The sequence below is a fragment of the Bacillus mycoides genome (assembly GCF_000832605.1).
Lineage (GTDB): Bacteria > Bacillota > Bacilli > Bacillales > Bacillaceae_G > Bacillus_A > Bacillus_A mycoides.
Map to the genome: position 1 here is coordinate 4643676 of NZ_CP009692.1, position 22256 is coordinate 4665931.

Consider the following 22256-nt stretch of genomic DNA (forward strand, 5'->3'; position numbering starts at 1 on the left):
TCTCTTTCATTTTTACTTCTCTCATCCACACTTCTCTTAATTTACTTATCACTCTCATTCCTGTAACCTATTATTCAAATTGAAAATTTTATATGGAAAATTATGTTACAATTAACTTATACATATTTTGGAGGGAAAATAGTGAAAAAAGCTATTATAGTATTAAGCATCCTATATCTTATTTTAACCGTACATACGGGAGCTGTTCTTTTAGGAAAAGAAGATTATAGAGGTGCTATCAATACATTAAAAGAAACGAAGGAGGTCTCTTCATTTCAATCTGCAAAAGACGGTGTGATTTTATTAAAAGGAACATTAACTACCGCGCAACCTATTACAGAGGAAAAACTTCAAAATAAAGAATTTGCACTTCTTGAAATTAATACATATAAACGACGAAAGGCAAATTGGAAAAACATTGATACCGAGCAGCATATTGCAAAGCAGCTCTTACTAAACAATGAGGCTCTTCCTGCATTAAAAGAAATCCGTTTTTCGATGGAACCAATTACACTGTCAGGAAAAGATATTTCCACCGAAGATTACTCACTAAAAAAGGATGATACTCAATTAACAATTAAAGGTAAAGGATACCGATATACAGGAATAGAAAACAAATCAGACACTCTTATTTTTGGTATAAAAAAAGGAGATACACTTGAAGGGTATAGTGGTTCTGAAATTCTAATAGGAAAAACAAAAGAGGACATTGCCAGCAACATGAAACTATATACTTTTGCTGAAAGATATGGTCCATTTGTTTGGATTGTAGCTACAATTATTCTTATAAGTATTGTTATATACTTGTTCCGTAAAAATAGAAAAACAAATGAACTTTCTCATCCAATAAAACAAGACCAATAAAAAAGGCACCATTTCGGTGCCTTTTTTATGTTCCTTATTTACGCTTCAACCGATTGATTTTCAGCAACATTTCTAAATTGTCGCTTATGCATCCAAGTTAATGAAGCAATTGTTCCAAGTGATAATACAACGATAAAGATCATGAGTATCCCAATATTTTGCCACATGAAGTTAAAGTCTCCGCTTGATACGACTGCTTTCAATCCTGATACAGAATATGTCATCGGTAACCAAGCATTAAATGGTTGTAAATACTTCGGAATCAACTCTAGTGGGAATGTTCCAGCACTTGTTGTAAGCTGAATAATTAATGTGATGATGGCGATGAAACGCCCTGCATCACCGAATGCTGTTACTAAACATTGAATTAATGAAATAAACGCTAAGCTCGTAACAATACTAAAGAGTATAAAGTATGGAATACTTTGTACTTCTACACCTAACCAGAATAGTAATATGACATCTGCTACTATCGCTTGAATAATACCGACTGATAGTAAAACGCCGAACTTACTAATAAACCAACTAAATCCTGATTTCGGAACGCCGACTGTATCGTGTAATGGGTATACAATCGATAATAGTAATGCCCCAACGAATAAACCGAGTGATAAGAAATACGGTGTAAACCCAGTTCCGTAGTTTGGAACTTCCGCTAGTTTCTCTGTCTTCACTTTTACAGGGCTTGCAAACATATCATACGTTTTATCCGTTCCTTTTACTTCTCCCGTTTTTTCTGCGCCTTCACCAAGCTTCTCAGCAAGTTCACCTGAACCGTCGTTTACTTTTACGAGTCCGTCAGTCACTTTTCCAGAGCCGTCTGCTAGTTTATTTACGCCGTCGATTAGCTGTGTTGAGCCAGTTGACATTTTATTTAGACCACCATTTAGAGTACCTATGCCTGTTGTTACTTGACTTGAGCCATCCTCTAATTGCGTTATTCCTCCTGTCATTTGGCTTGCTCCTACAGATAATGTACCTAAACCGCCTGTTACTTGACTTGAGCCATCTGCTAATTGAGTTACTCCATCAATTAATTGACCTGACCCGTTATTTAATTTATCTACACCTACTTTGGCATTACTTAATCCTTCACCAAATCCATGAAATTTGCTTACAAATTCGTTTTGCGCATTCAGTAATTTCTCAATACCCTCCGTTAAAGATTGCAATTTCGCTGTATTCGGTAGTTTGTTTTGCGCATCACTTGTTGTTTGAGTTATTTCACCTTTTAATTGTTTTACTTCTTCATTTAATTTATTTGTTCCACCTGCTACTCCAATAGCTTTCTGCTGAACTGTCGCTGTACTTTTCGCCGCATTTGTTATATATGGTTGTAACTTCTCTTGATATTCTTTTGGTAAACTCTCGATTTGCTTTTGCAAATTAGCTACATCTTGCGCTGCAGTTTTTGCATCTCCTGCTGTTGATTGAGTAAATTCATTTAACTGATTTACGTTTTCTGCAGCTCCGTTCATTTTCTCATTTACAGTATTTAATATAGAAGGAACTTTCGCCTGCATTTCCTCTAAACCTACAACAGAATGCTTTACTGTACTATTTAAATCTTGCAAACCATTTTCAATTTTTTGAGAACCTTCTTCTAATTGACTTTGTCCTCCAACAAGCTTTTCCATACCGTTCGCTAATTCATTCGTTCCTGTTTTTAATTCACCTGATTTATTTGCTAATGTATTCAAACCATCAGTTACTTTCTGAGACCCATCTTGCAATTTCCCTATACCTATCTGCATTTCACCCGTTTTGCTATTTAACGTATTTAAACCTGTTGTTACTTTTCCTGACCCATCTACTAATTTATTAGATCCATCTGCTAATTTCTGAACTCCATCCTTCATCTCCCCAGACTTCCCTTGAAGTGTATGGAGTCCATCCGTCACTTTACTTGATCCATCATGCAACTCACTAGCTCCATCATGTAACTTATTTGCTCCGTCCGCTCCATCTGCTAATCCTTTTGAGACGTCCTTAATGGAATCAAACATTTTCTCTGCATATGTTTTCGTTAACGTGCTTGATACTTCACCTTTAATTTTTTCAATTGCTGTTCCGCCAATTTGTGAAGATAAGAAGTTTAAACTTTCATTTGGAATGTATTCTAAGTTTAATGGTTTCGGATCGTCTTTTAATAACGTTGTAGCGTTACTCGAGAAGTCATCTGGAATACGTACTAACATGTAATACTTTCTGCCTTCCATTCCCTCTTTCGCTTCTCTTTCACTTACAAATTCCCATTTAAAACTTTTATTATCTTTTAAGTTATCAACGAGTCCTTTCCCGACCTCAATTGGTTTCCCATCAAGTTCTGCACCTTTATCTAAATTGACTACCGCAACTGGCAAGTCATCTAGCTGTTCATACGGATCCCAAAAGGCCCATAAAAACATACCCGCATATAAAATCGGTACAAATAAAACCGCAATGATTGGGATTAATATTTTTTTACTTTTTATAATCTCTGCAAATTCTTTACTAAGCAACTTATGCCATTTCATAATTTATCCCCCTTTTTTAAAATGACCAAAATTCATTTATGGTCATTTTTACCCAAATAAAAAGGCTATATCTGTTCATACATATGCCTTATCCCCGAATTTATACTATGCACATTTTCATCTACATGATTATATTTAACCATCCTCCTTATACGATTGACCAATTTGTTCAATTAGTCATTTTTTTATAATAATAAAAGGATTATCTTAATTTGACAATCCTTTTAGTAAATAAAGTTCGAATAATTCTGAGATTTTTTCTTTTTCTAACGGTTCATGATTTTTTTCCCAATCAAAAATAAGCGATACGTATAGGCGAAGCATAATAAACGCTGTAATTTCTGGATCACATTTGCTAATTTCACCTTTTTCAATTGCAATCTCTAAATAAGATTGAATAACAGAAACGATTTCCACATCTACTTGTTGCATCACTTCTTGTACTTCTTTCGTTCCCATATCGCGCTCTTCTTGAATTAATTTAATCATGAGCTGATGTTCTTTTCTAAATTCTAATATGCTATATAATGCTCTATGTACATTTTCAAAAAATGAAATATCTGAACGAATTGCGTCTTTTGCGACTTGCTTCATTTCTGTAATTAAATTAGAAATAATTTCACCAAATAGTTCTTCTTTATTTTTGAAAAAAGTATAAATCGTTCCTTTTCCTACATTCGCTAACTTCGCTACTTGATCCATCGTTGTTGCTTTATAACCGAACGCTGAAAAAGACTTTGTTGCAGCTTCAATAATAGAGCGTTTTCGATCTATCGCCACATCGTCACCTCCAAAAATGACCAATTGGATAATATAGTCAATCAGTACATCTTTGATATTACCACACGCTTACATTCTAGACAAGTTCTCTTTTTTATTATTTCCAGTATAAAAAAATTCCAGTCAAGTTATATAATACTGTCATAGTGTATCAGAAGAAAAGAGAAAAAGAAAAGGTGTTCTTAAGATATATGATTAAACCTTACTTAACGACAACAAATTTCCCTTTTTTCAAATAATCAAATAAAAAAACAAGAAAATCTTTACATTTAATAGTAATATAGAAAATAGACAAGTTTATCAAAATAGTGGAGGCTTTTTCAGTCATGATGCGTGCGCTTCGTTTAAATATAAAGCAAGCTTTTTGTAGTCGTATTTCTTTAATTATTATGTTTAGTGGATTCGTTCTTATTTGTATTTATCACTATTACTATGTAATTCGTTATTTAGGAGACGCAGCGAGTGGACCTATTTCAACAGATATAAAATGGATCGGATTTCGCGACAATGAAATGGATGTTTATTTATTATTAATGCCAGTTATTGCGAGTTTCCCCTTTAGTACAAGTTACAATTCGGATAAGTCAGATGGTTTTAAACCGTTTGTGAGTAAGGGGATTTCTTTATTTCCTTATTCATTAATGAAATATATCGTTACGTTTTTTTGCGGAGGATTACTTTATACATTTCCATTCATCTTATCGTTATTATTTTGCAAATTAACCATTCCAGACGGAACACCTACGATTGGTTCAGGCATCATAAATGCTGATGGAATGTTCGCAAACCTATATTTCGATGCGCCTCTCACTTACATTACTGTATATATCGGAATTAATTTTTTATTTGCAGGTTTAATGGCTCTTTTAGGACTTGCTGCATCTGTATGGTCACAAAAGGACTATATGGCAATTCTCTTTCCATTTGCAGTTGCCTCCATTCCTTACGTCCTGCTAAATACAATATTTCCTTCAATAGGCGGAGCACCTATTCATTTATATGATCCGAAACAACCATTGCAAGGCATGTCACCGTACATTTTAACGATGCAATGTGCTTTCTTCCTTCTCGTTAGCTTATTTATGTATATACAAGGAGTAAAGCGGGATAGAAAAAAATATAGAAGAAGACTGCAAAAAAGAGATCGGTGTAGAAAAGCGTTTCAAGCAATTTCGGACTAAATAATTGAACGAATAAGAGCGTAATTCCCTAAGTTAGCTTAGAGAATTACGCTCTTATTATCATTTACATTTATCAATCTTATATTTTCAATACTCATATAATCCTCTCCCCTTTACGGCGTACCTGCCAATCCCCATAAAATAACGATCGCCGCAAAATAAATCGCTTTAATAGCTACCACTAAACATAATGCAATAATTGCATATTTACTTAATTCTCTTCTTGCACCGATTAAAGTAAAAATAACCGCCAAACTAAACGTTATATAGGAAGTTGCTGTATTTATTAAGTAATACATACTATCTAGAGTCTGTGTAAGCCCTGTTATATCAGCTACAAACTGAAGCATGACGATCGTACTAAAAAAAATTGCAAGCTGATTCATTAATTTCCCGTTTATTCGGGCTACCATATGTCTACACCTCCCTGTATTAAAGAATGAATATTCAATCTATTTTATCATAAAAATCCCTAATAATGTAAAAGAACGCTTAGTATATTTCTAAGCGTTCTTTTACATTATTTAAGAAGCCTTCTTCAAATCAATTTGAACAAGTACTGGATCGTGGTCACTTACACGTCCATGCTCTTTCATAATGTTTGAGTTTAAGTGCACTGGATCTACAATTGTGTATGGTGCGATGTTGTTTGTTACTAAAATATGATCTAACACTTGTGCATTTCCTTCATGAATGTACGTGTAGCGGTTCTCTTTCGGCACTGTGTTTAACATATTTTTCAAGATTGTTCCTTCTAGTGCTTTTAGTGGTTTAGCGAACTCAAAATCGTTCATATCCCCTAACACAACAACTGGTGCATTCGTGTTCTTTTTCTGAATTCCTTGTACGAAGTGATTTACTTCTTGCGCTAACTGAATTCGTTTTTCTTCACTCTTTAATACGAGCGGCTGCACTTTTCCAAATGGCGTTGCATCTCCTATTTTTGAGTTTAAGTGATTTGCAACGACAACAACGTTTTGTCCTTGGAACGTAAATTCTGCTGCAAGCGGTTTACGTGTACTTTCAAATAATGAACTTTCGTCTCCAATGCGAACAACATTTTTATCAAGTAACTTCGGTACTGCTGCTAATTTCACGCGTGATGGGTTGTAGAAGAAACCGACGCGAATATTAGCTCCTGGTGCTCCTCCGTCTAGATTATTATTCGGAGCAATTTCTACATACTCATACTTTGGTCCACGAATTTCTAGAACTGCATCAATGATACGTTTTGCACTTAATGAAGCATCTGTTGTACCGTCATTAATTGATCCATTGTTATCTTGCATTTCCTCTACACCGATAATATCTGGCATTTTTAAATTGTATTTAATAGAATACGCTAACGCTTTTACTTTTTCATCTGTTGTTTCTTTTTTATTCGCCGAGAAATTTTCAATGTTATATGTAGCAACTGTTAACTTATCAAGACGAGGCTGAATATTTGCCCCTACTTGCTTAAATCCGCCGTCCACTACAGATGGTAATTCCGTTATTGGCGCAATGCGGAACGAACCGTAATCATATCCGACTACCCCTGTTATATCTCCAGTAAAAGTATCTCCTACTTTTGCTACATAATCACGAGGTACTTTTACAGAAAGACGTTCTGGGTTTAATTGATTTTCATCTAATACAGGTGTGCCATATTTCGTTACGACTTTATTCCCGCCATTTTCTACTGTTACATATAAATTCCCGTTTTTCTGAGGGGCAATAATTTTTGGCGTTGGCATCGTAACGCGCATACCTTCTACACTTTCATAAAAGTCGATTGCATCTTCATTTGGATCAAATAAACCGAATGCATCATTATCGATAATTTGATTAGGAATTTTCACACCGTTTTCTCCAAGTACAATCGGCGCTGGTAAAGGTTGATCTTTTGCGATGACAGCAACGCGGCTCGCTTTAATTTCCGTCGTCGTTAAATCTGTGTCAAACCTTTCTGCATATCCAGGCCCAACATATTCTTCTACTTCTCCATCAACTTGGACAAGATCTCCTACTGCTACATTCACATCTTTTTTGTATACGTAAATACCTTCAGAAGTAGCTGGATCATTATCCGGCTGATTATCTTCTATATAAAAACCATTTTTATCAAGCGCTGTGACAACGCCTTCCACATTGTTTACTTTCTTCCCATTGTAAGGAGAAATATGTGATTTCCCTTGAATATCATGAATACGAACTGGTTCATTTGTTACGATTATAAATGAAAATGTCGAAACTGCTGAAGAAGTAAGCCCTTCTTTTTCAGCGATTGCTTTCACTACACTATTTTCATTCACTACAATTTGTCCGTTATAACGAACACTTTTGTTTGTAGGATTAGAGCCATCTAACGTATAGTAGATTGTTGCTCCTTCTGTATTCGTTGTTAATGTTACTGCTGTTCCTTTTGCAACTTCCCCACCATTTGGTGATGCCACTACATCGCTAACGCGGTTTTGTTCTTCTCCTTGAAACTTATGAGCTGTTACTGATTTTAAACCTGGGCTACCGAAATATAACTCAAGCGTCCCTGTCAACCTAACTTTCTTCCCGATATTTTCAGGATGGTCTTTCACATTTACTGCCGATCTCACATCGCCTTTTGGCAATTGAACAGGCATGATTTTGTCTGGATTCGTTTCGTTTGGCGAATCGGCAATTGCCACGTTTGTGTCGTCAAACTTAGCCGGATCTTTCGTGTATTTAGAAGGACTTTGCGTATACCCAACGATATATCCTTCCACTATCCCCTTCGTTTTCCCTTGCTGCTTAAATACTTGAATTGCTTTTTCTACTGACATAGAAGTAGTTTCTTCCGCCTGCGCTAAAGTTCCAGTAAATGAAAGCAATAACATCAATGATAAAAAGACACTTAATAATTTCTTCACAGCCATTTCCCTCTCCCTATTTCATATTTTCTCAACATTTCTATCATATCAAATGATTCGTTATATAGAACTATATTTCGACAAGTTTTACACAAAATTTATTTAATTTACAAGTTTTCAAACTATAATACAAAATAACTTATATAGGTTTATTGACTAAAGGTATTTTATCCAATAAACAAAACGCCTTCAATATAATTGAAGGCGTTTTGTTTGAAATATTTTAATGTGCGACTAATTTAGTCTCCATTACTTTCTCTAAATGAAATAACACACGTTTCGCCGCTAACTCACCTTGCTCAATACAAGCCGGAAGACCAGAACCAGCGTAAGAACTACCTGCCAAATACACACCTGGCAATTCTTCCTCCATAAATGTTGTGAGCTTTTTCATTCGCTCTTTATGGCCTACTGTATATTGAGGCATCGCTTCTTTCCAGCGGCTTACAATTGTAAACTCTGGATCCTCTGTAATATCCATTGTCTTTTGTAAGTCCTCTAATACGAGCTGCACAATTTCTTCGTCAGTTTGTTCGACAATCGCTTCATCACCTGGGCGTCCGACGTAACAGCGAAGAAGCGTTTTTCCTTCTGGCGTTGTATGTGGCCATTTTTTGTGTGTCCACGTACACGCTGTAATTGTATAATCACTATTTCTTGATACGACAAATCCGGTACCATCAATATCACGCTGAATTGCAGACTTTTGGAAAGCAAGTGCCACGTTTGCAACTGATGTAGACGGAATGTTACGGAAGAAACGAAACTGCTTATACTGCGCAAACATAGATGGCAATACTTTATGCGGCGTCGTAACTACAATCGCGTCTGCTTCCATTTCTTTTCCGTTACTAAGCGTAATCGTATAACTATCACCAAGTTTTGCAACCTTTTCGATACGAGTTCCCTTCATTATCATATCATTAGGAATCTTCGTTTCAAGAGATTCTACTATAGATTCTAAACCGGTTTTCACAGTTTTAAATATTCCTTTTTTCAATTCAGCCTTCTCTTGCTTTGGAGCGAGCGTACGCATACCGAGTGAAATACTACGGTGCTCCTGTTCAATTTGATAAATTTGAGGGAATGTTGACATTAAACTCATTTCATCAATATCCCCTGCATAAATACCAGATAATAATGGCTCAATTAAATTTTCAACGACTTCATTTCCAAGACGATGCCTGAAAAACTGCCCGAGTGATTGATCAGAAACTGGTTTTGATCTAGGCATTAATAAGTCAAAACCAGCTCTTAGTTTACCAATTGGGGAGAACAATCCGGAAAATAGAAACGGCGTAATTTGCGTTGGAATTCCCATCATTGAACCGCTCGGCATTTTATGTAACCGATTGTTTACGAGAACGAACGATTGACCGGCCTTATTATTTACAAGTTCAGCATCAAGTCCTAATTCTTTCACTAATTTAGCTGCACTCTCTTTTCTTGCTAAGAAAGAATCAGGGCCACGTTCAATTGTAAATCCATCTTTTTGAACGGTTTGAATTTTCCCGCCAAGTTTACCAGACGCTTCTATAAGCAATGCATCTATCGGCAAGTTTTTTTCACGAATTTCTTTTTGTAAGTTATACATTGTTGTTAATCCTGTGATGCCACCGCCGATGATCACAACTTTTTTCCTCAAGTAAGCTCCCCCTTTCTACTTACATTACAGATTCTTTTTTCTTTAATACTACATCTGCTAAACAGTCGATAAATGCGTCCGACGCATTAGGCATTTCAGGACGATAATATTTCGCGCCAATTTCATCCGTTACAACTTTACACTCAAAGTCATTGTCATATAAAACTTCTAAATGTTCCGCAACAAATCCAACTGGTGCATATACGAATGAACTGTAGCCGTATTTTTCATTTAGTTCTCTCGTTAAATCTTGTACATCTGGACCAATCCAAGGGTCTGGTGTATTTCCGGCACTTTGCCAACCTACTGCATAATTTGCTACTTCAGCACCACGTGCAATATAGTCAGCTGTTTCGTTTAATTGATCCGGGTATGGATCGCCGAGTGCGATAATTTTTTCTGGTAAGCTATGTGCAGATACGATTAACACTGCTTTTTCACGTTCTGCTTCTGACATACCGTTATATATACCTTTCACTGCATCGACCCAATACTGAATAAATTTCGGTTCTTTATACCAGCTATCGATGCCGTGAATTGTTAAGTTTCCAAGTTTTCCTGCTTCTTCTTGCGCTCGTCCTACATACGACTTCACGCTAAAAGTAGAATAGTGAGGGGCAAGAACGAGTGCAATTGCATCTTCTATTCCATCTTTATGCATAGCTTGTACTGCATCTTCAATGAACGGTTCAATATGTTTTAAACCAAGATACATGTGGTACTCTACTTCATCTTGTATTTCATTTAAACGTGTCTCTAACTTTTTAGCTTGCTCTAATGTAATAGTAGCTAAAGGAGAAATACCACCAATTGCACGGTAACGCTCTGTTAAATCTTCTAGCATTTCAGGACTTGGCTTTCTTCCTCTGCGAATATGTGTATAGTAACGTTCAATATCTTCTTCTTTATATGGCGTTCCGTATGCCATTACAAGCAAACCAATTTTCTTTTTCATACAGACAATCTCCTTTACTTCGCTAACTGTTCTTTAGAGTACTCATGAATAAATGTAGTTAAGCGTTTTAATGTATCTGGATTTACTTCTGGGAATACGCCGTGACCTAAGTTAAAGATATAACCTGGCTGCTTCATCCCTTGATCTAAAATACCTTTTACATGTTCTTCAATAACAGGCCAAGGTGCTAATAAGAATGAAGGATCCATATTTCCTTGTACCGCCTTGTGAACACCACGTGCGCGTGCTTCTTCAATCGGTAAGCGCCAATCTAAACCTACTACATCAAGCGGTAAGTCGTGCCATTCATTCACTAAATGTGCAGCACCTACGCCGTGCATAATCATTGGAACACCCATCGGGCGAACTTCTGCAAAAATACGCTCCATCGCTGGTTTAATAAATATACGGTAATCCGCTACATTTACTGCTCCAACCCAAGAATCGAAAATTTGAACCGCTTTTACTCCTGCGTTAATTTGCGCTTTTAAATATGTAATAACCATATCTGCAAGCTTATCCATTAAAGCGAACCAAGCTTTCGGCTCTGCATACATAAACGCTTTCGTATTATGATAGTTACGAGAAGGACCGCCTTCAATCATATAGCTCGCTAACGTAAATGGAGCTCCTGAAAAACCAATTAACGGTACATCTAACATTTCTGTCGTTAATAAACGAATTGTATCTAGTATGTAAGGTACGTCATCTTCTGGATTGATTTCCCCTAATTTTTCTACATCTTGTAAAGAACGGATTGGACTATCGATAACTGGACCAATGCCAGATTTAATTTCCACATCAACACCAATTGCAGGTAGTGGTGACATAATATCTTTATAAAGAATTGCTGCGTCTACGTTATATTGATCAACTGGCAACTTTGTAACGTAAGCGCACAACTCTGGATTATGTGTAATTTCAAATAAAGAATATTTCTCTTTTATCTTTCTATATTCCGGCTGTGAACGACCTGCTTGACGCATATACCATGCTGGTACATACTCTGTACGTTCCCCCCTACATACTTTTAAAAATGTCTCATTTATAGTTCTTACCAAGACCCTAGCTCCCTTCCTTACCAATGCTTTTTCTTTAAATATGCTCTATTCCGATATTTATCTTTTTTTACTATACAGCTTGTAAAAACAAAATGCATAACATTATGTACGTTGTTCATTAAATTGACACAAACGTTCGTAAAAACGTTTACTATTTTCACAACATTCTTATTATAGCACAGAGAAAAACTACGGTTTAGCTACTTTTGACTTTTCTCCTTCACGGTTCGTTTGTGTGTTATATGGCACAACGTAAAAACTTGGTTTTGAGAATATATTAATAAACTTCTCCTCATATTTCCCCGTTCCTTTTGCCGTTCCAACGTGAGTATGAATTCCTTTTTCAACTTTATAAATCCGATACATAATTCGCTCATCAGGAAGCGGCGTCCAGCTTAGTTTCATTGCAAATAAACCGAAAGGACTAAATGCTAGTTTTGCTTCCACGTTTTGAATCTTATCTAAACGAATTGGCAGTCCAATTGTTTCAACACCTTTTGGCCTATGAAAACTCGCTTTATCTTGTATGTTTGCTTTCGTTAAAATCTTTTTAAATAACATCGTTGCAGATGCATTTCCATCTTGTAATTGATGCTCTTTATCGGTGCGGTCATAGCCAATCCAAACTGCACCTACTAAATTCGGTGTATATCCAACGAACCACATATCACGCGCACCATTGTCATCATTCGGCAATGAAGTTGTGCCTGTTTTTCCAGCTAAAGCTCCATTATATACGCCAGCTTTCGCCGTACCTTCTTTCACAACTCCTTCAAGCATCTTTGTCATATACCATGCCGTTTGCTTTGAAAAGACTTTCGTTTCAGCTTTTGATGACTCTCCAATGACTGCCCCGTGTCTATTTAATACTTTATCAATAACGTGCGGTTCGATAATATTCCCGTTTGCTAAAAAAGATCGGTACATTTTGACAAGATCAAATGGAGACACACCATTTTTCAGCCCGCCAAGTGCTGTACTTAAACCTGAGTCCGCAATATGAACATTCCCTTTCTCTAAATATTGCTTTCCCTCATCTACCCCTAATTCATTTAATAAAGATACAGCTGGCACATTTGCCGATTCTAATACCGCATCGTACATCGTCATCTCTTTCGTATACTCATGATTATAATTTCGAGGTTCATAACCTTCAAACGAACTTTTTTCATTCGTTAATAAAGAATATGGATTATATTTCTTCGTCTCAAGTGCAGGTCCATATACGATAAGCGGCTTTAAAACAGAACCAGGCTGCCGCTTTGCAAAAACGCGATTAAGCCCTCTCGGAACATACTCTCTTCCGCCAATCGCGGCTTTAATTCCGCCAGTCTGATTATCCATTAATAAAAATGCACCTTGCGCCCCGTTTTCTTTACCAGGGAAATTTCTCGCATCTTGAAACTGGTTATATGCTACCTTTTGAACTTTTTCATCCATCGGTACGACAAACGTATATCCTCCGCGCAGTACTTCTTGATGCGATAAACCATATAAACGCGCCGCTTCATCTATAACCATATCGATATACGGCATATATGCGAGTTCACGTTCATCTGAATTTTTATAAAGAGCGATTGTTTTCCCTTGGTAACGAACACTATCTTCCGCTGTTAAATAGCCTTGTTTATGCATAAGTGACAAAACAAGATCACGGCGCCCTTTACTCTTTTCTAGGGATAAGTACGGTGAATAGCCATTTGGCGCTTTCGGAAGCCCTGCAAGCATAGCTCCCTCTTCCACTGTTAAATCTTCTACATTTTTATTAAAATACAACTTTGCTGCCGCTTGAATACCATATGCCCCATGACCGAAATAAATATGGTTCATATACATTTCAAGAATTTGCTGCTTCGTATATTTTTGCTCTAATTGAAGAGAAATTGCGACCTCTTTCAATTTGCGCGTAAATGTTTTTTCGCGAGTTAAAAAGACGTTTTTAGCTAGTTGCTGCGTAATCGTACTACCGCCTTCTACCTTCTCTCCAGCTAACGCGTCTTTATAAAGCGCCCGAAATATAGAAGGGTAATCAATTCCTTGATGCTCATAAAAACGAGAATCTTCCACAGCAATAAATGCTTGCTGCACGTACTTTGGAATTTCTTCAATTGGCACGAGCTCTCTATTTTCTACATATAACTTCGTAATTTCTTTTCCTTTCTGGTCAACGATACGTGATGAAGAGTGGAAAACAAGCTGCTTTTCATCCATCATATAGCCACCAGTTAACACAATAAGTTTATAGAGTACAATCGCTACTACGAACGTTGCTACCCCGCCTAATAAAGTCCACTTTGCTTTCTTCATACATCGGCCTTCTTTCCAAATGATGGTACATTTATTATTTGAAAAAGAAGTATCTTTATGTATATAATCTTCGAAGTTTTTTAAGAGAATTGATATAATAGAGACAAACCATAAAGGGGGCATTAAAATGAAGGCTATTATTTCATACGAAACACCTCTAGAACAAGCACATTTCACTGCAAAAAATAACGAAAAAGATATGTTTTATAAAGAAAATACTGAAGAATCTGTAGAATCAACACTTCAGTATGACGTATTAGACGCTGTTGGAGAATTTAAAGGACAATCTGGCTACATCGTTTGTAACAACATTTCTGTAACAGACGAAGGTCGCCCTGTATTTGAAAACCGTTTTAAAAACCGTGCTGGTCTAATCGAAAATGAGCCTGGCTTCCAAGCAATCCGTGTTCTTCGCCCATTAAGTAATGATACATATGTCATCTTAACGATGTGGGAAACTGAGCAAAACTTTAAAGACTGGACAGAATCACGTTCATTCGAAAACGCTCATAAAAAACGCCCTGCACAAGCAGAAGGACAAGCACAGGCTCAGGCGCATCCACATGCAGAACAGCAAAAAAGCATTTTCTCTCGCCCGTCGTTCGTGACTACTTTTGATGTGTTAGTTTAATTTTCGGAGTTCGGAGTCAGCGGTATGTGAAATTATATCAGCGATTTTTCGAATATATCGGCGCAACTCGAAATATATCGACTTATCGACAAATGACGACACACAAAAAAGGAAACACCATTACACACCGGTGTTTCCTTTTTCTTTATACCAATTATATATGCGAAGCGCGTCTTCTTTTCGCATATGCTTCACTTCATAACCATGTCCCGCCACCGCTACAGCAGCTGTACATAACTCGTCTTTCTTTTGAAAATAAGATTGATTGTATCCGACCACTTGAATATGCCTTCTTCGCATGATCCCTGTATATTTCGCGAGACCTCGGTGCACCATTACTAACTGATTGTCTCGTATCATATATCCACCACTTTTATATCTAGCGTATGCAAGTATTGTAAATACAATAAATAGCGGTATAAGAACGAACAACGCAGTATGTTGTTTAAAATATATACTCGCACCAGCGATTGGCACAGCGAGCACAGCACTTGTAATCCAGCCCATTACGACGTAACGGCGTAATGCAGCCTTCGGTAAATGAACGATTACCTCTTCTATTTCATACGGCAACTGTAAATAGGCAAGTAGCTGCTGTACATCTTTTTTCTTCATAAAAGGATGTAACATCACTTCATTCCCTGCGGCTTCTATACTTTGAATGACTTCCACTTCGACAGAGCAATAACCGAAAGGCTGGCGGAGAATTCCTTCTTTCACAGTAATTGCTTGAATGCGGTGGAGCTTTAAGACAAACTCTTTCTTATCAAATAACCCTTGCACAATACGAATTTCATTTCCGTTTCGCTCTATTTTAAAGTTCGCATATTTTAGCGCATAACCAGCTGTCGAAACGACCCACGAAACCGCCATTAAAATCGCGGCCATAACGATTAATTCATATACACCGTTATCCATCACATACGCTTCCACTTTATTTATGAGCCATTCTGGAAGAAATTGATTAAACTCTGTGTAAATAAGAAGTAATCCAGAAAACACTAATCCGAATCTACCAGACGTAATGGAAGCTACTAAAATCTCTTTCATCGTTAACTGATAAATCGTCTTACTTTCTTCTGCCATGGGTACTTCTTCACTCGCAGCGCTTCTTTTTTTATTTAATAAGGCAATCAGTTCCTTCGCTTCATCTTCTTTAATACCAGCTAACATCACTTCCGGCTCACTACCGCCGCCCGCTACTTCTATATTTAATTTCGTAAGCCCAAGCATTTGATAAATGACATTAGAAGATGTACTAATGTTTTGCACACGATCTTTATTTAAATAACTTTCCTTCTTCACAAAAACACCGTGTTTTATATGTAAAATATTATTTTCAACCCAGTATACTTTGAAATACCATTTTACAGCTGAAAAAATAGCCATAATAAATAATACAAACAAAAGAACAAGATGTAAGAAATACCAAGGTTTTACTTCACCATCTGAACGAAATAAAACAAGAAAAATAAAAGGCAACAAAGTCGCAATTCGAATACCTAACAATATCGTGATCGGATGTTGCCTCTTATACACCCTCATCACTCACTTTCGCAAGCTCTCCAATTTGTCTTTTCAACTGTTCTGCTTCTTCTTTCGTTAAACCTGGAATACTATGAGAAGTTGCCGCTGTTGAAATATGTAATTCTGCTAAATTATACTTTCTCATAATTGGTCCTTGCTCAATCGTTACGTGCTGCACACGAATCATCGGAATAAGTACGCGCTTCACAACGAACATTCCCTTTTGAATCTCAATCTCTTCTTCATTTAATCTGTAACTATAATAACGTTGACGTAAATTTGGAAATACAAAATAGTCGAGTGGTATGTATATAACTGCTCCTGTCACTAACAATCCAAACAACCAGCCCCACCAGTTAAAGTTAATCATAAAAAAGAAATACGCAATTACGACTGCTAGTATAACCGCCGCCCCAATTAAAGCATGAATTCTCCACACTTTTAGCATATTAGAATGAATCTCCCTCTCTAACGGCTGCATCTCATCACTCCAATTATATGAATTTATTAATTATATATTAGTTGTTATATACAGTTTTGTAAAATTATAGTTCCTTACATTGTGTCGAGCATTTCTTTAAAATTCCCTTCATTAATGGAATACACCTGAAACTGAATGTAATCTATCTCATTCGTATTAGGGCGAGCGTATGGCAAAATGTTAAATTTAGAAGCAGTTCTTCCTAACATATCTATAATCATTAGAGAAACGTCAATATATTCGAAGTCTACACGGAATACTACTGCTTCTCCCGTAAATTCATACTCTTTAATCGCATCATAAGACTTATTCGCACTTATAAGCGTCACTTTTAATAGTTGGTTTAAATTTTCTGGTTTGAAATTAATCATTTATACAACTCCTTTTTTAATAAAACACTATAAAAATAGTGTAATCTTTTACTTTCATAGCCTCACACATTCATTATATTAAAAATAAAGCTAGTTTTTTATAATTTTTTTGATATAATTACTTACGGGAAACGGGAAGACATTTATCTTCCCTTGTGTTTTTATTTGCATCTAGTACTTTTGCTAGATGCTTTTTTTTATGCTAAAAAGGTACCCTCAAATACTTTGAGGATACCTTTTTCATCAATTTAGTGCATTTCAACAATTGTACCATCTTCGAACACCTTGAATACTCCAGTAAATCCTGCTCCAGCTGCACCTTCTATTTTATATGTCGTACGCACTCTAATTTGATAATATTTCTTTCCATTTTCTACTTGCGTATCCTCTAGCGTGTAATTATATTCTTCTTTATATTCTTTTTTGATATATTCTTTAGCTTTCTCAAAAGTAAATGCATCTTGATTCTTTCCTGTCTCTACCTTTTGATTCTTTTCTGTTACTACCTTCTGATTCTTTTCTGTCTCTGTTTTTTGGTTCTTTTCTGTCTCTGCTTTTTGGTTCTTTTCTGTCGCTACCTTTTGACTCGTTACTGCATCATTTTTTTGTGCCTTCGCTGCTGTCGTTACACTCTTTGCAGTTTTTTCCTCTTCACCAATTTTAGTGATTAATCCTAAAGCCTTTTTATTATATTCTTCAAGGTTTTTGTTATCTTTTGTTTCTGAAACTAGCTTATTTAATATCTCTTTCGCTTCTGTATAATTTTTCTTACTTATTAACTCTTCACTTTTTGTCAGTTGCTCTTCATACTTCTTTTTTTGTTCTAAGATCGCTACTAATGCTGTTCGTTCTTCCTTGGCTTGTTTTATAAGCGTATTATTTCCATTCTTCATGTTCTCTACTTTTTCAAATGACTTGATTGATTCTTCTACCTTTGTTTCTTCTTTTAACTTCACTGCTTCAATCATTACTTTCGTTTGTTCTACAAGCACTTTTGCATCTGAATCATCTTTTTTCTCATCTAATGCTCGTTCAAATGATGATAAAGCATTTTTATATTCTTTATTCGTTAACGCGGTCTTCCCTTCATCCATTGCTTTGTCAAAATCCCCATTACTACATCCAGCTAGCATTAAAAACGTAAGTCCAATTACCGTTAATAACTTTCTCATTTTCTCTCCCCCTATATATAACTAAAACAATAACATCATATGTATAAAAGTCTGTGTAGTAATTAGACTGAAAGTAAATATGTACTGTACATTTCATTTACTATCATTACTTAAAACTCCTAAATAGTTGGTAGTTGGTTTTCTTCTTCTTTTAAGACAGAAAGGAATTTTAATAAAGCCCTTACTCAGAATCTTTACTACACACACTCTTATACACATAGAAAAATCATTTTTCGTTTATAGTTTGCTATTTCTTCAGCTTTAAACATCCTCAGCTAATTGGAATACAAACTATAATCTGTAACATACCGAAAAACAAAAGAAAACAACCCGTAACAAAAGTCACGATTCGTAACTCTCTTGTAACGCAAATGTAACATAAGGTTTTTAAACATACAATAGTTTTTTACATTATTTTCCGACATCTATATTTTAAGCGTCAATAAGATACCAATCCTTAGTGTAAATACGGATTCTCCATAAAAGCATACAGGGGATCTTTCCTCATTGTCATCCAGTTGAAAAGTAAACAGTACTCTGAAACGAGAATTTCATACGCTAATAAAAAAAGCCTACTAATTAAAGTAGACTTAAAATAATGCTACCTTTTCGTGCAATTGGTTATCACGAAAAGATGACATGAAAATCTTTAAAGTTATCAAATTAATAGTTTGTCAGTTCACTTTCAGGAGTTTGAATAATAACAGGGTTTTTCCCTGGATCAATCCATCTTAAAATATCAATAACATTTTGTTTATCTACACCTGTACACCCTTCTGTCCATGAAGTAGAAACATGGAAGAAGATTGCGCTTCCTTTGTATGGTGTACGTGATTCAGTATTATAATTAATTACGAATCCATAATCATATGCTGGAATATACATATTTTCAGCTGATTTCCATCTACCTCTTACAGGCTTTTCCTGTAAAGTATTATAGTATGGAGATGTCGAATCATCTACCCAAACGTGATTTTGCGTTAAATTAATAAAGGGAAGTTTCGTACCAGGATTCCCTTGTCTACCGAAAGCTGCACCAATTGTGTATTTTCCTCTTGGCGAACTCATACCACTTTCACTCATCTCAACTGCAAAACCTTTTTTCCCAATATATCCACTTATATTCTTTTGCTCTCTCCATTTCCCATTTGAATTTTCAAATGTACGAACTTGAGCTTGATCCGTATTATAGCCTTTTGTTGTAACTAAAATAACCTGTTGATTATTTTGGATTGTTTTTAAGTTATCAATAACTGTTCGAGATTCATTCATATTCATCCATTGTAGACCTGAACTAGTTCTTATACGCAACCACGTACCTCTTTCTTCAACTACTGTTACCGTTTGCGATGTATATTTTACAAGTACATTCGCTGAGTCCGCTGGATAATCATATGTGAAAAAGTCTCTATTAATATGAATTCTTTTCTCGTTTAATAAGATCCATTTGAACCCTTGATATGTATGGATTTTAACCCAGCCATCTCCTCTTTCTTCATACACTGTGACAGTTTGCGGGGCACCTTCAAAAGCGATTCCTGAAGATAATGATGCATCATGATAAGCAAAGAAATCTTTGGACATCTGAATTTGTTTACGCTTGAACTCTTTATCTTTTGAAGTATCTGTTCGAGCGACTAAACTTACAGTTTCAGCACGAGTAATCGTTTGATCAGGCTTCCAATTATCATTACCATATCCACTTGAAATACCTAATTCAACTAAAATATTTACATATTTCTCGCTCCAATGCTCTTTTAAGTCGTTAAATATTGTTGGAGGATTCACTGTCACTTTCTCTTGTAATTTGTATGCATTTACTAACATAGAAGCCATCGCGCCTCTCGTTAACTTTCCAGTAGGATTGAACTTCCCGTTCCCATCTCCTTTAATAACACCCACTTTTTCTATAGCCGCAATATACGGAGCTGCCCAATGCTTTTTTGAGTCATCAAAAGTAGGCGCTGCCGATTGATCGACAGGAAGGTTCAATATTTTCGCCATCATTTTTGCGGCTGAGCCTCTATCTATCTCTAAATTTGGTGAAAACGTGCCATCAGGCATACCTGACAATACATTTTTATTTATAAGATAATCTACTGATGGCTTTACCCACCCCGGAACATCAGGGAAACTACTTGGAGCTGCTTGTGCTTCATTCTTAGTTACATTTTCCATTTCAGCTAAAGAACTTGAAGAAATAGAAAGAGATCCTACTGCAATCATACCTATCGTTGCTATTTTTATAAGCTTCATATTTATACATGTTCCCCTCTTCTTAATTAAACTAAATTGTAGTACCACGACCTTTTGTGATTTATTTCACAAAATCTATCGTAATCATAAATCGATAAATGTTAATTATAACCTTTTATCCTAAATATTCCAATAGGTGATTTAAAAAGAAAGAATGTACTACCAGTTTACTGTTTATATTAGAAGCGAAAAAATAAAGCTAGTTTTTTATATACTTGATATAATTACATATAGGAAACGGAAGATTTTCATTTGTGTCTAGTTCTATTGCTACATGCCATTTTATATTATTTTACATAGTCTCGGGGGATAATAATGAAGAGATTTACTGTTAGCTATATAGCATGTTTACTAGTTTTCTCTATTGTTATGAATGTTTTACCATATGCACGCATTCCAAATTATGCAGATTCATGGGGATCGATTTTGGTATCTATTATTACGGTTTCAATTCTTGGAAGCATCCCTGTTCTTATCGGTTGTTTATTAGGCGAGTTTTGTTATAGAAAAATAAAAAGAAGTCACGAATTAAAGATCGGAGTTCCTTTATTTATATTGTTAGGTATTTCTTACAATCATTTACTCTTTATGTGGTTTAACAACAGAGATTTTCTATCCTTTTATTTAGAAGCTTTTCTGGATACTGGCCTTCCTATTACTGTATCATCTTTATTGTTTTATCTTATAAGACGGCGTTAATTCTCTCATCATTACATAAAAAAATAACCCTCTATGATAAAACATAGAGGGGAGAATTTCTATATAAAAACCTATACCTTATCCTGAAGTGAACCCGAAAACAGAACACATATCAAAACACCTAAACCGTCTGTTCCCTATATTCTTTAGGGGACAAGTGGTTTAGGTGGTTTATTAGAAGCTAGTACCTTCTTTTTTATAATATTCTTTTGAAATCTCTTCATAAAATGCTGCCGATGTCGCGTAGAAATAAGGTGCAGACCATAAGAAACCGATTCCTAAAGTAAGAATACTTAAAATGAACCAGCCAAGGAAACTTAAGCATAGTAAAAAGTAATCCATTTTATGTCCATTCATCATACGGCGACTTTCGGTAATTGCTTGATTCGCTGTGTATTCTGGACGATCATTCAAAATAAAATACGTCATAGAATAAGAAAATGATTTAATAATACCCGGAATAATAAGAAGTAATGTCCATAGCATCAAGTATACATACATTAGTAAATATGTTAAAAACGACTTCATAAGCTTACTTCCATCGCTAAACCATCTAAATAAATCACCAATGCGAGCACTAGTCTCACGGATTACATTTAAAACAAGATAGTAGGCGCCTATTGTTAACGGACCAATAACAAGCATTGCAATAATACTTACTATAAGCGAATCACTTGCTTCCTCCCAACCCCAAAACATCGAGAAAACACCTGTAATTAGAAGTTCAACAGCTCCAATAAGGATTCCAAGTAATAAGGTTGCCCCTACCGCTAATCCCCATTTTCCTTTTAATGCATCAAGTGCTTCTCTTTTCAACTGACTTATCATATATAACCTCCTAATATTATTTCTATATTAGTATACCATTTATATCAAAAATTTCACGAATTTCCCTGAAATAGAAAGGTACTACTTTTTTTCTGAT

The 22256-nt window shown here is 35.7% G+C and carries 18 protein-coding genes; 4 read left to right on the plus strand and 14 right to left on the minus strand.

Going from position 1 to position 22256, the window contains the following annotated elements:
• Positions 1-102: 102 nt before the first annotated feature.
• A complete protein-coding gene (locus BG05_RS25650) occupies positions 103-864 on the plus strand; it encodes a hypothetical protein (RefSeq protein WP_002168938.1) in 762 nt (253 codons plus the stop codon).
• 38 nt (positions 865-902) lie between these two features.
• Here BG05_RS25650 and BG05_RS25655 read toward each other — a convergent pair whose 3' ends face one another.
• Together BG05_RS25655 and BG05_RS25660 are read right to left on the minus strand one after the other, a co-directional pair.
• A complete protein-coding gene (locus BG05_RS25655) occupies positions 903-3380 on the minus strand; it encodes a YhgE/Pip domain-containing protein (RefSeq protein ID WP_003187826.1) in 2478 nt (825 codons plus the stop codon).
• A gap of 207 nt (positions 3381-3587) precedes the next feature.
• Positions 3588-4160 (minus strand): TetR/AcrR family transcriptional regulator, encoded by a 573-nt coding sequence (locus BG05_RS25660; RefSeq protein ID WP_002168940.1) that lies wholly within the window; start codon positions 4158-4160, stop codon positions 3588-3590.
• A 326-nt stretch (positions 4161-4486) separates the two neighbouring features.
• Here BG05_RS25660 and BG05_RS25665 point away from each other — a divergent pair, with 326 nt between their 5' ends.
• Positions 4487-5341 carry a hypothetical protein gene (locus tag BG05_RS25665; RefSeq protein ID WP_002168943.1) on the plus strand — a complete coding sequence of 285 codons (855 nt, stop codon included), beginning with the start codon at positions 4487-4489 and terminating at the stop codon, positions 5339-5341.
• A 113-nt stretch (positions 5342-5454) separates the two neighbouring features.
• On the opposite strand, the gene BG05_RS25670 is transcribed toward BG05_RS25665, so the two are convergent.
• The 6 genes from BG05_RS25670 to BG05_RS25695 all read right to left on the minus strand — a co-directional run bounded on the left by BG05_RS25670 (position 5455) and on the right by BG05_RS25695 (position 14194).
• Positions 5455-5754: a hypothetical protein gene (locus tag BG05_RS25670; protein WP_002168944.1), complete on the minus strand. Its 300-nt coding sequence runs from the start codon at positions 5752-5754 to the stop codon at positions 5455-5457.
• Between the two features lie 111 nt (positions 5755-5865).
• Positions 5866-8232 carry a DUF6359 domain-containing protein gene (locus BG05_RS25675; RefSeq protein WP_003187822.1) on the minus strand — a complete coding sequence of 789 codons (2367 nt, stop codon included), beginning with the start codon at positions 8230-8232 and terminating at the stop codon, positions 5866-5868.
• Positions 8233-8449: 217 nt separating this feature from the next.
• Positions 8450-9871 (minus strand): protoporphyrinogen oxidase, encoded by a 1422-nt coding sequence (hemY, locus tag BG05_RS25680; RefSeq protein ID WP_016126676.1) that lies wholly within the window; start codon positions 9869-9871, stop codon positions 8450-8452.
• Between the two features lie 19 nt (positions 9872-9890).
• Positions 9891-10826, minus strand: coding sequence for a ferrochelatase (gene hemH, locus BG05_RS25685; RefSeq protein WP_002134839.1), 936 nt, complete (start codon positions 10824-10826; stop codon positions 9891-9893).
• A gap of 14 nt (positions 10827-10840) precedes the next feature.
• On the minus strand, positions 10841-11887 hold the full coding sequence (gene hemE / locus BG05_RS25690; RefSeq protein WP_003187795.1) for a uroporphyrinogen decarboxylase: 1047 nt from the start codon (positions 11885-11887) through the stop codon (positions 10841-10843).
• Between the two features lie 189 nt (positions 11888-12076).
• On the minus strand, positions 12077-14194 hold the full coding sequence (locus tag BG05_RS25695; protein ID WP_002011154.1) for a transglycosylase domain-containing protein: 2118 nt from the start codon (positions 14192-14194) through the stop codon (positions 12077-12079).
• A gap of 127 nt (positions 14195-14321) precedes the next feature.
• Between BG05_RS25695 and hmoB the strand changes: the two genes are divergently transcribed.
• Positions 14322-14825, plus strand: coding sequence for a heme-degrading monooxygenase HmoB (gene hmoB, locus BG05_RS25700; protein ID WP_002011151.1), 504 nt, complete (start codon positions 14322-14324; stop codon positions 14823-14825).
• Between the two features lie 120 nt (positions 14826-14945).
• On the opposite strand, the gene BG05_RS25705 is transcribed toward hmoB, so the two are convergent.
• The 5 genes from BG05_RS25705 to BG05_RS25725 all read right to left on the minus strand — a co-directional run bounded on the left by BG05_RS25705 (position 14946) and on the right by BG05_RS25725 (position 20632).
• Entirely contained in the window at positions 14946-16364 is a 1419-nt protein-coding gene (locus tag BG05_RS25705) for a PH domain-containing protein (protein ID WP_033733838.1), read from the minus strand.
• Positions 16357-16833, minus strand: coding sequence for a PH domain-containing protein (locus tag BG05_RS25710; RefSeq protein ID WP_002186468.1), 477 nt, complete (start codon positions 16831-16833; stop codon positions 16357-16359). Before BG05_RS25710 ends, BG05_RS25705 begins: the two co-directional genes overlap by 8 nt.
• Before the next feature lie 74 nt (positions 16834-16907).
• The gene (locus BG05_RS25715) at positions 16908-17204 is read right to left on the minus strand and encodes a hypothetical protein (protein ID WP_003187801.1); all 297 of its coding nucleotides are present in this window, start codon (positions 17202-17204) and stop codon (positions 16908-16910) included.
• A 248-nt stretch (positions 17205-17452) separates the two neighbouring features.
• The gene (locus BG05_RS25720) at positions 17453-18376 is read right to left on the minus strand and encodes a hypothetical protein (protein WP_003187802.1); all 924 of its coding nucleotides are present in this window, start codon (positions 18374-18376) and stop codon (positions 17453-17455) included.
• A gap of 663 nt (positions 18377-19039) precedes the next feature.
• Entirely contained in the window at positions 19040-20632 is a 1593-nt protein-coding gene (locus tag BG05_RS25725; protein ID WP_003187804.1) for an S-layer homology domain-containing protein, read from the minus strand.
• Positions 20633-20947: 315 nt separating this feature from the next.
• Between BG05_RS25725 and BG05_RS25730 the strand changes: the two genes are divergently transcribed.
• Positions 20948-21331, plus strand: coding sequence for a hypothetical protein (locus BG05_RS25730; RefSeq protein WP_002125795.1), 384 nt, complete (start codon positions 20948-20950; stop codon positions 21329-21331).
• Positions 21332-21505: 174 nt separating this feature from the next.
• Here BG05_RS25730 and BG05_RS25735 read toward each other — a convergent pair whose 3' ends face one another.
• Entirely contained in the window at positions 21506-22159 is a 654-nt protein-coding gene (locus BG05_RS25735; RefSeq protein WP_003187807.1) for a DUF975 family protein, read from the minus strand.
• Positions 22160-22256 lie beyond the last annotated feature (97 nt).

Coding starts and splice junctions, on each gene's coding strand:
- BG05_RS25650 (WP_002168938.1), top strand. CDS start 103: ATGTTACAATTAACTTATACATATTTTGGAGGGAAAATAGTGAAAAAA.
- BG05_RS25655 (WP_003187826.1), bottom strand. CDS start 3,380: ATGAAATGGCATAAGTTGCTTAGTAAAGAATTTGCAGAGATTATAAAA.
- BG05_RS25665 (WP_002168943.1), top strand. CDS start 4,487: ATGATGCGTGCGCTTCGTTTAAATATAAAGCAAGCTTTTTGTAGTCGT.
- BG05_RS25670 (WP_002168944.1), bottom strand. CDS start 5,754: ATGGTAGCCCGAATAAACGGGAAATTAATGAATCAGCTTGCAATTTTT.
- BG05_RS25675 (WP_003187822.1), bottom strand. CDS start 8,232: ATGGCTGTGAAGAAATTATTAAGTGTCTTTTTATCATTGATGTTATTG.
- hemH (WP_002134839.1), bottom strand. CDS start 10,826: ATGAAAAAGAAAATTGGTTTGCTTGTAATGGCATACGGAACGCCATAT.
- BG05_RS25695 (WP_002011154.1), bottom strand. CDS start 14,194: ATGAAGAAAGCAAAGTGGACTTTATTAGGCGGGGTAGCAACGTTCGTA.
- hmoB (WP_002011151.1), top strand. CDS start 14,322: ATGAAGGCTATTATTTCATACGAAACACCTCTAGAACAAGCACATTTC.
- BG05_RS25710 (WP_002186468.1), bottom strand. CDS start 16,833: ATGCAGCCGTTAGAGAGGGAGATTCATTCTAATATGCTAAAAGTGTGG.
- BG05_RS25715 (WP_003187801.1), bottom strand. CDS start 17,204: ATGATTAATTTCAAACCAGAAAATTTAAACCAACTATTAAAAGTGACG.
- BG05_RS25720 (WP_003187802.1), bottom strand. CDS start 18,376: ATGAGAAAGTTATTAACGGTAATTGGACTTACGTTTTTAATGCTAGCT.
- BG05_RS25725 (WP_003187804.1), bottom strand. CDS start 20,632: ATGAAGCTTATAAAAATAGCAACGATAGGTATGATTGCAGTAGGATCT.
- BG05_RS25730 (WP_002125795.1), top strand. CDS start 20,948: ATGAAGAGATTTACTGTTAGCTATATAGCATGTTTACTAGTTTTCTCT.
- BG05_RS25735 (WP_003187807.1), bottom strand. CDS start 22,159: ATGATAAGTCAGTTGAAAAGAGAAGCACTTGATGCATTAAAAGGAAAA.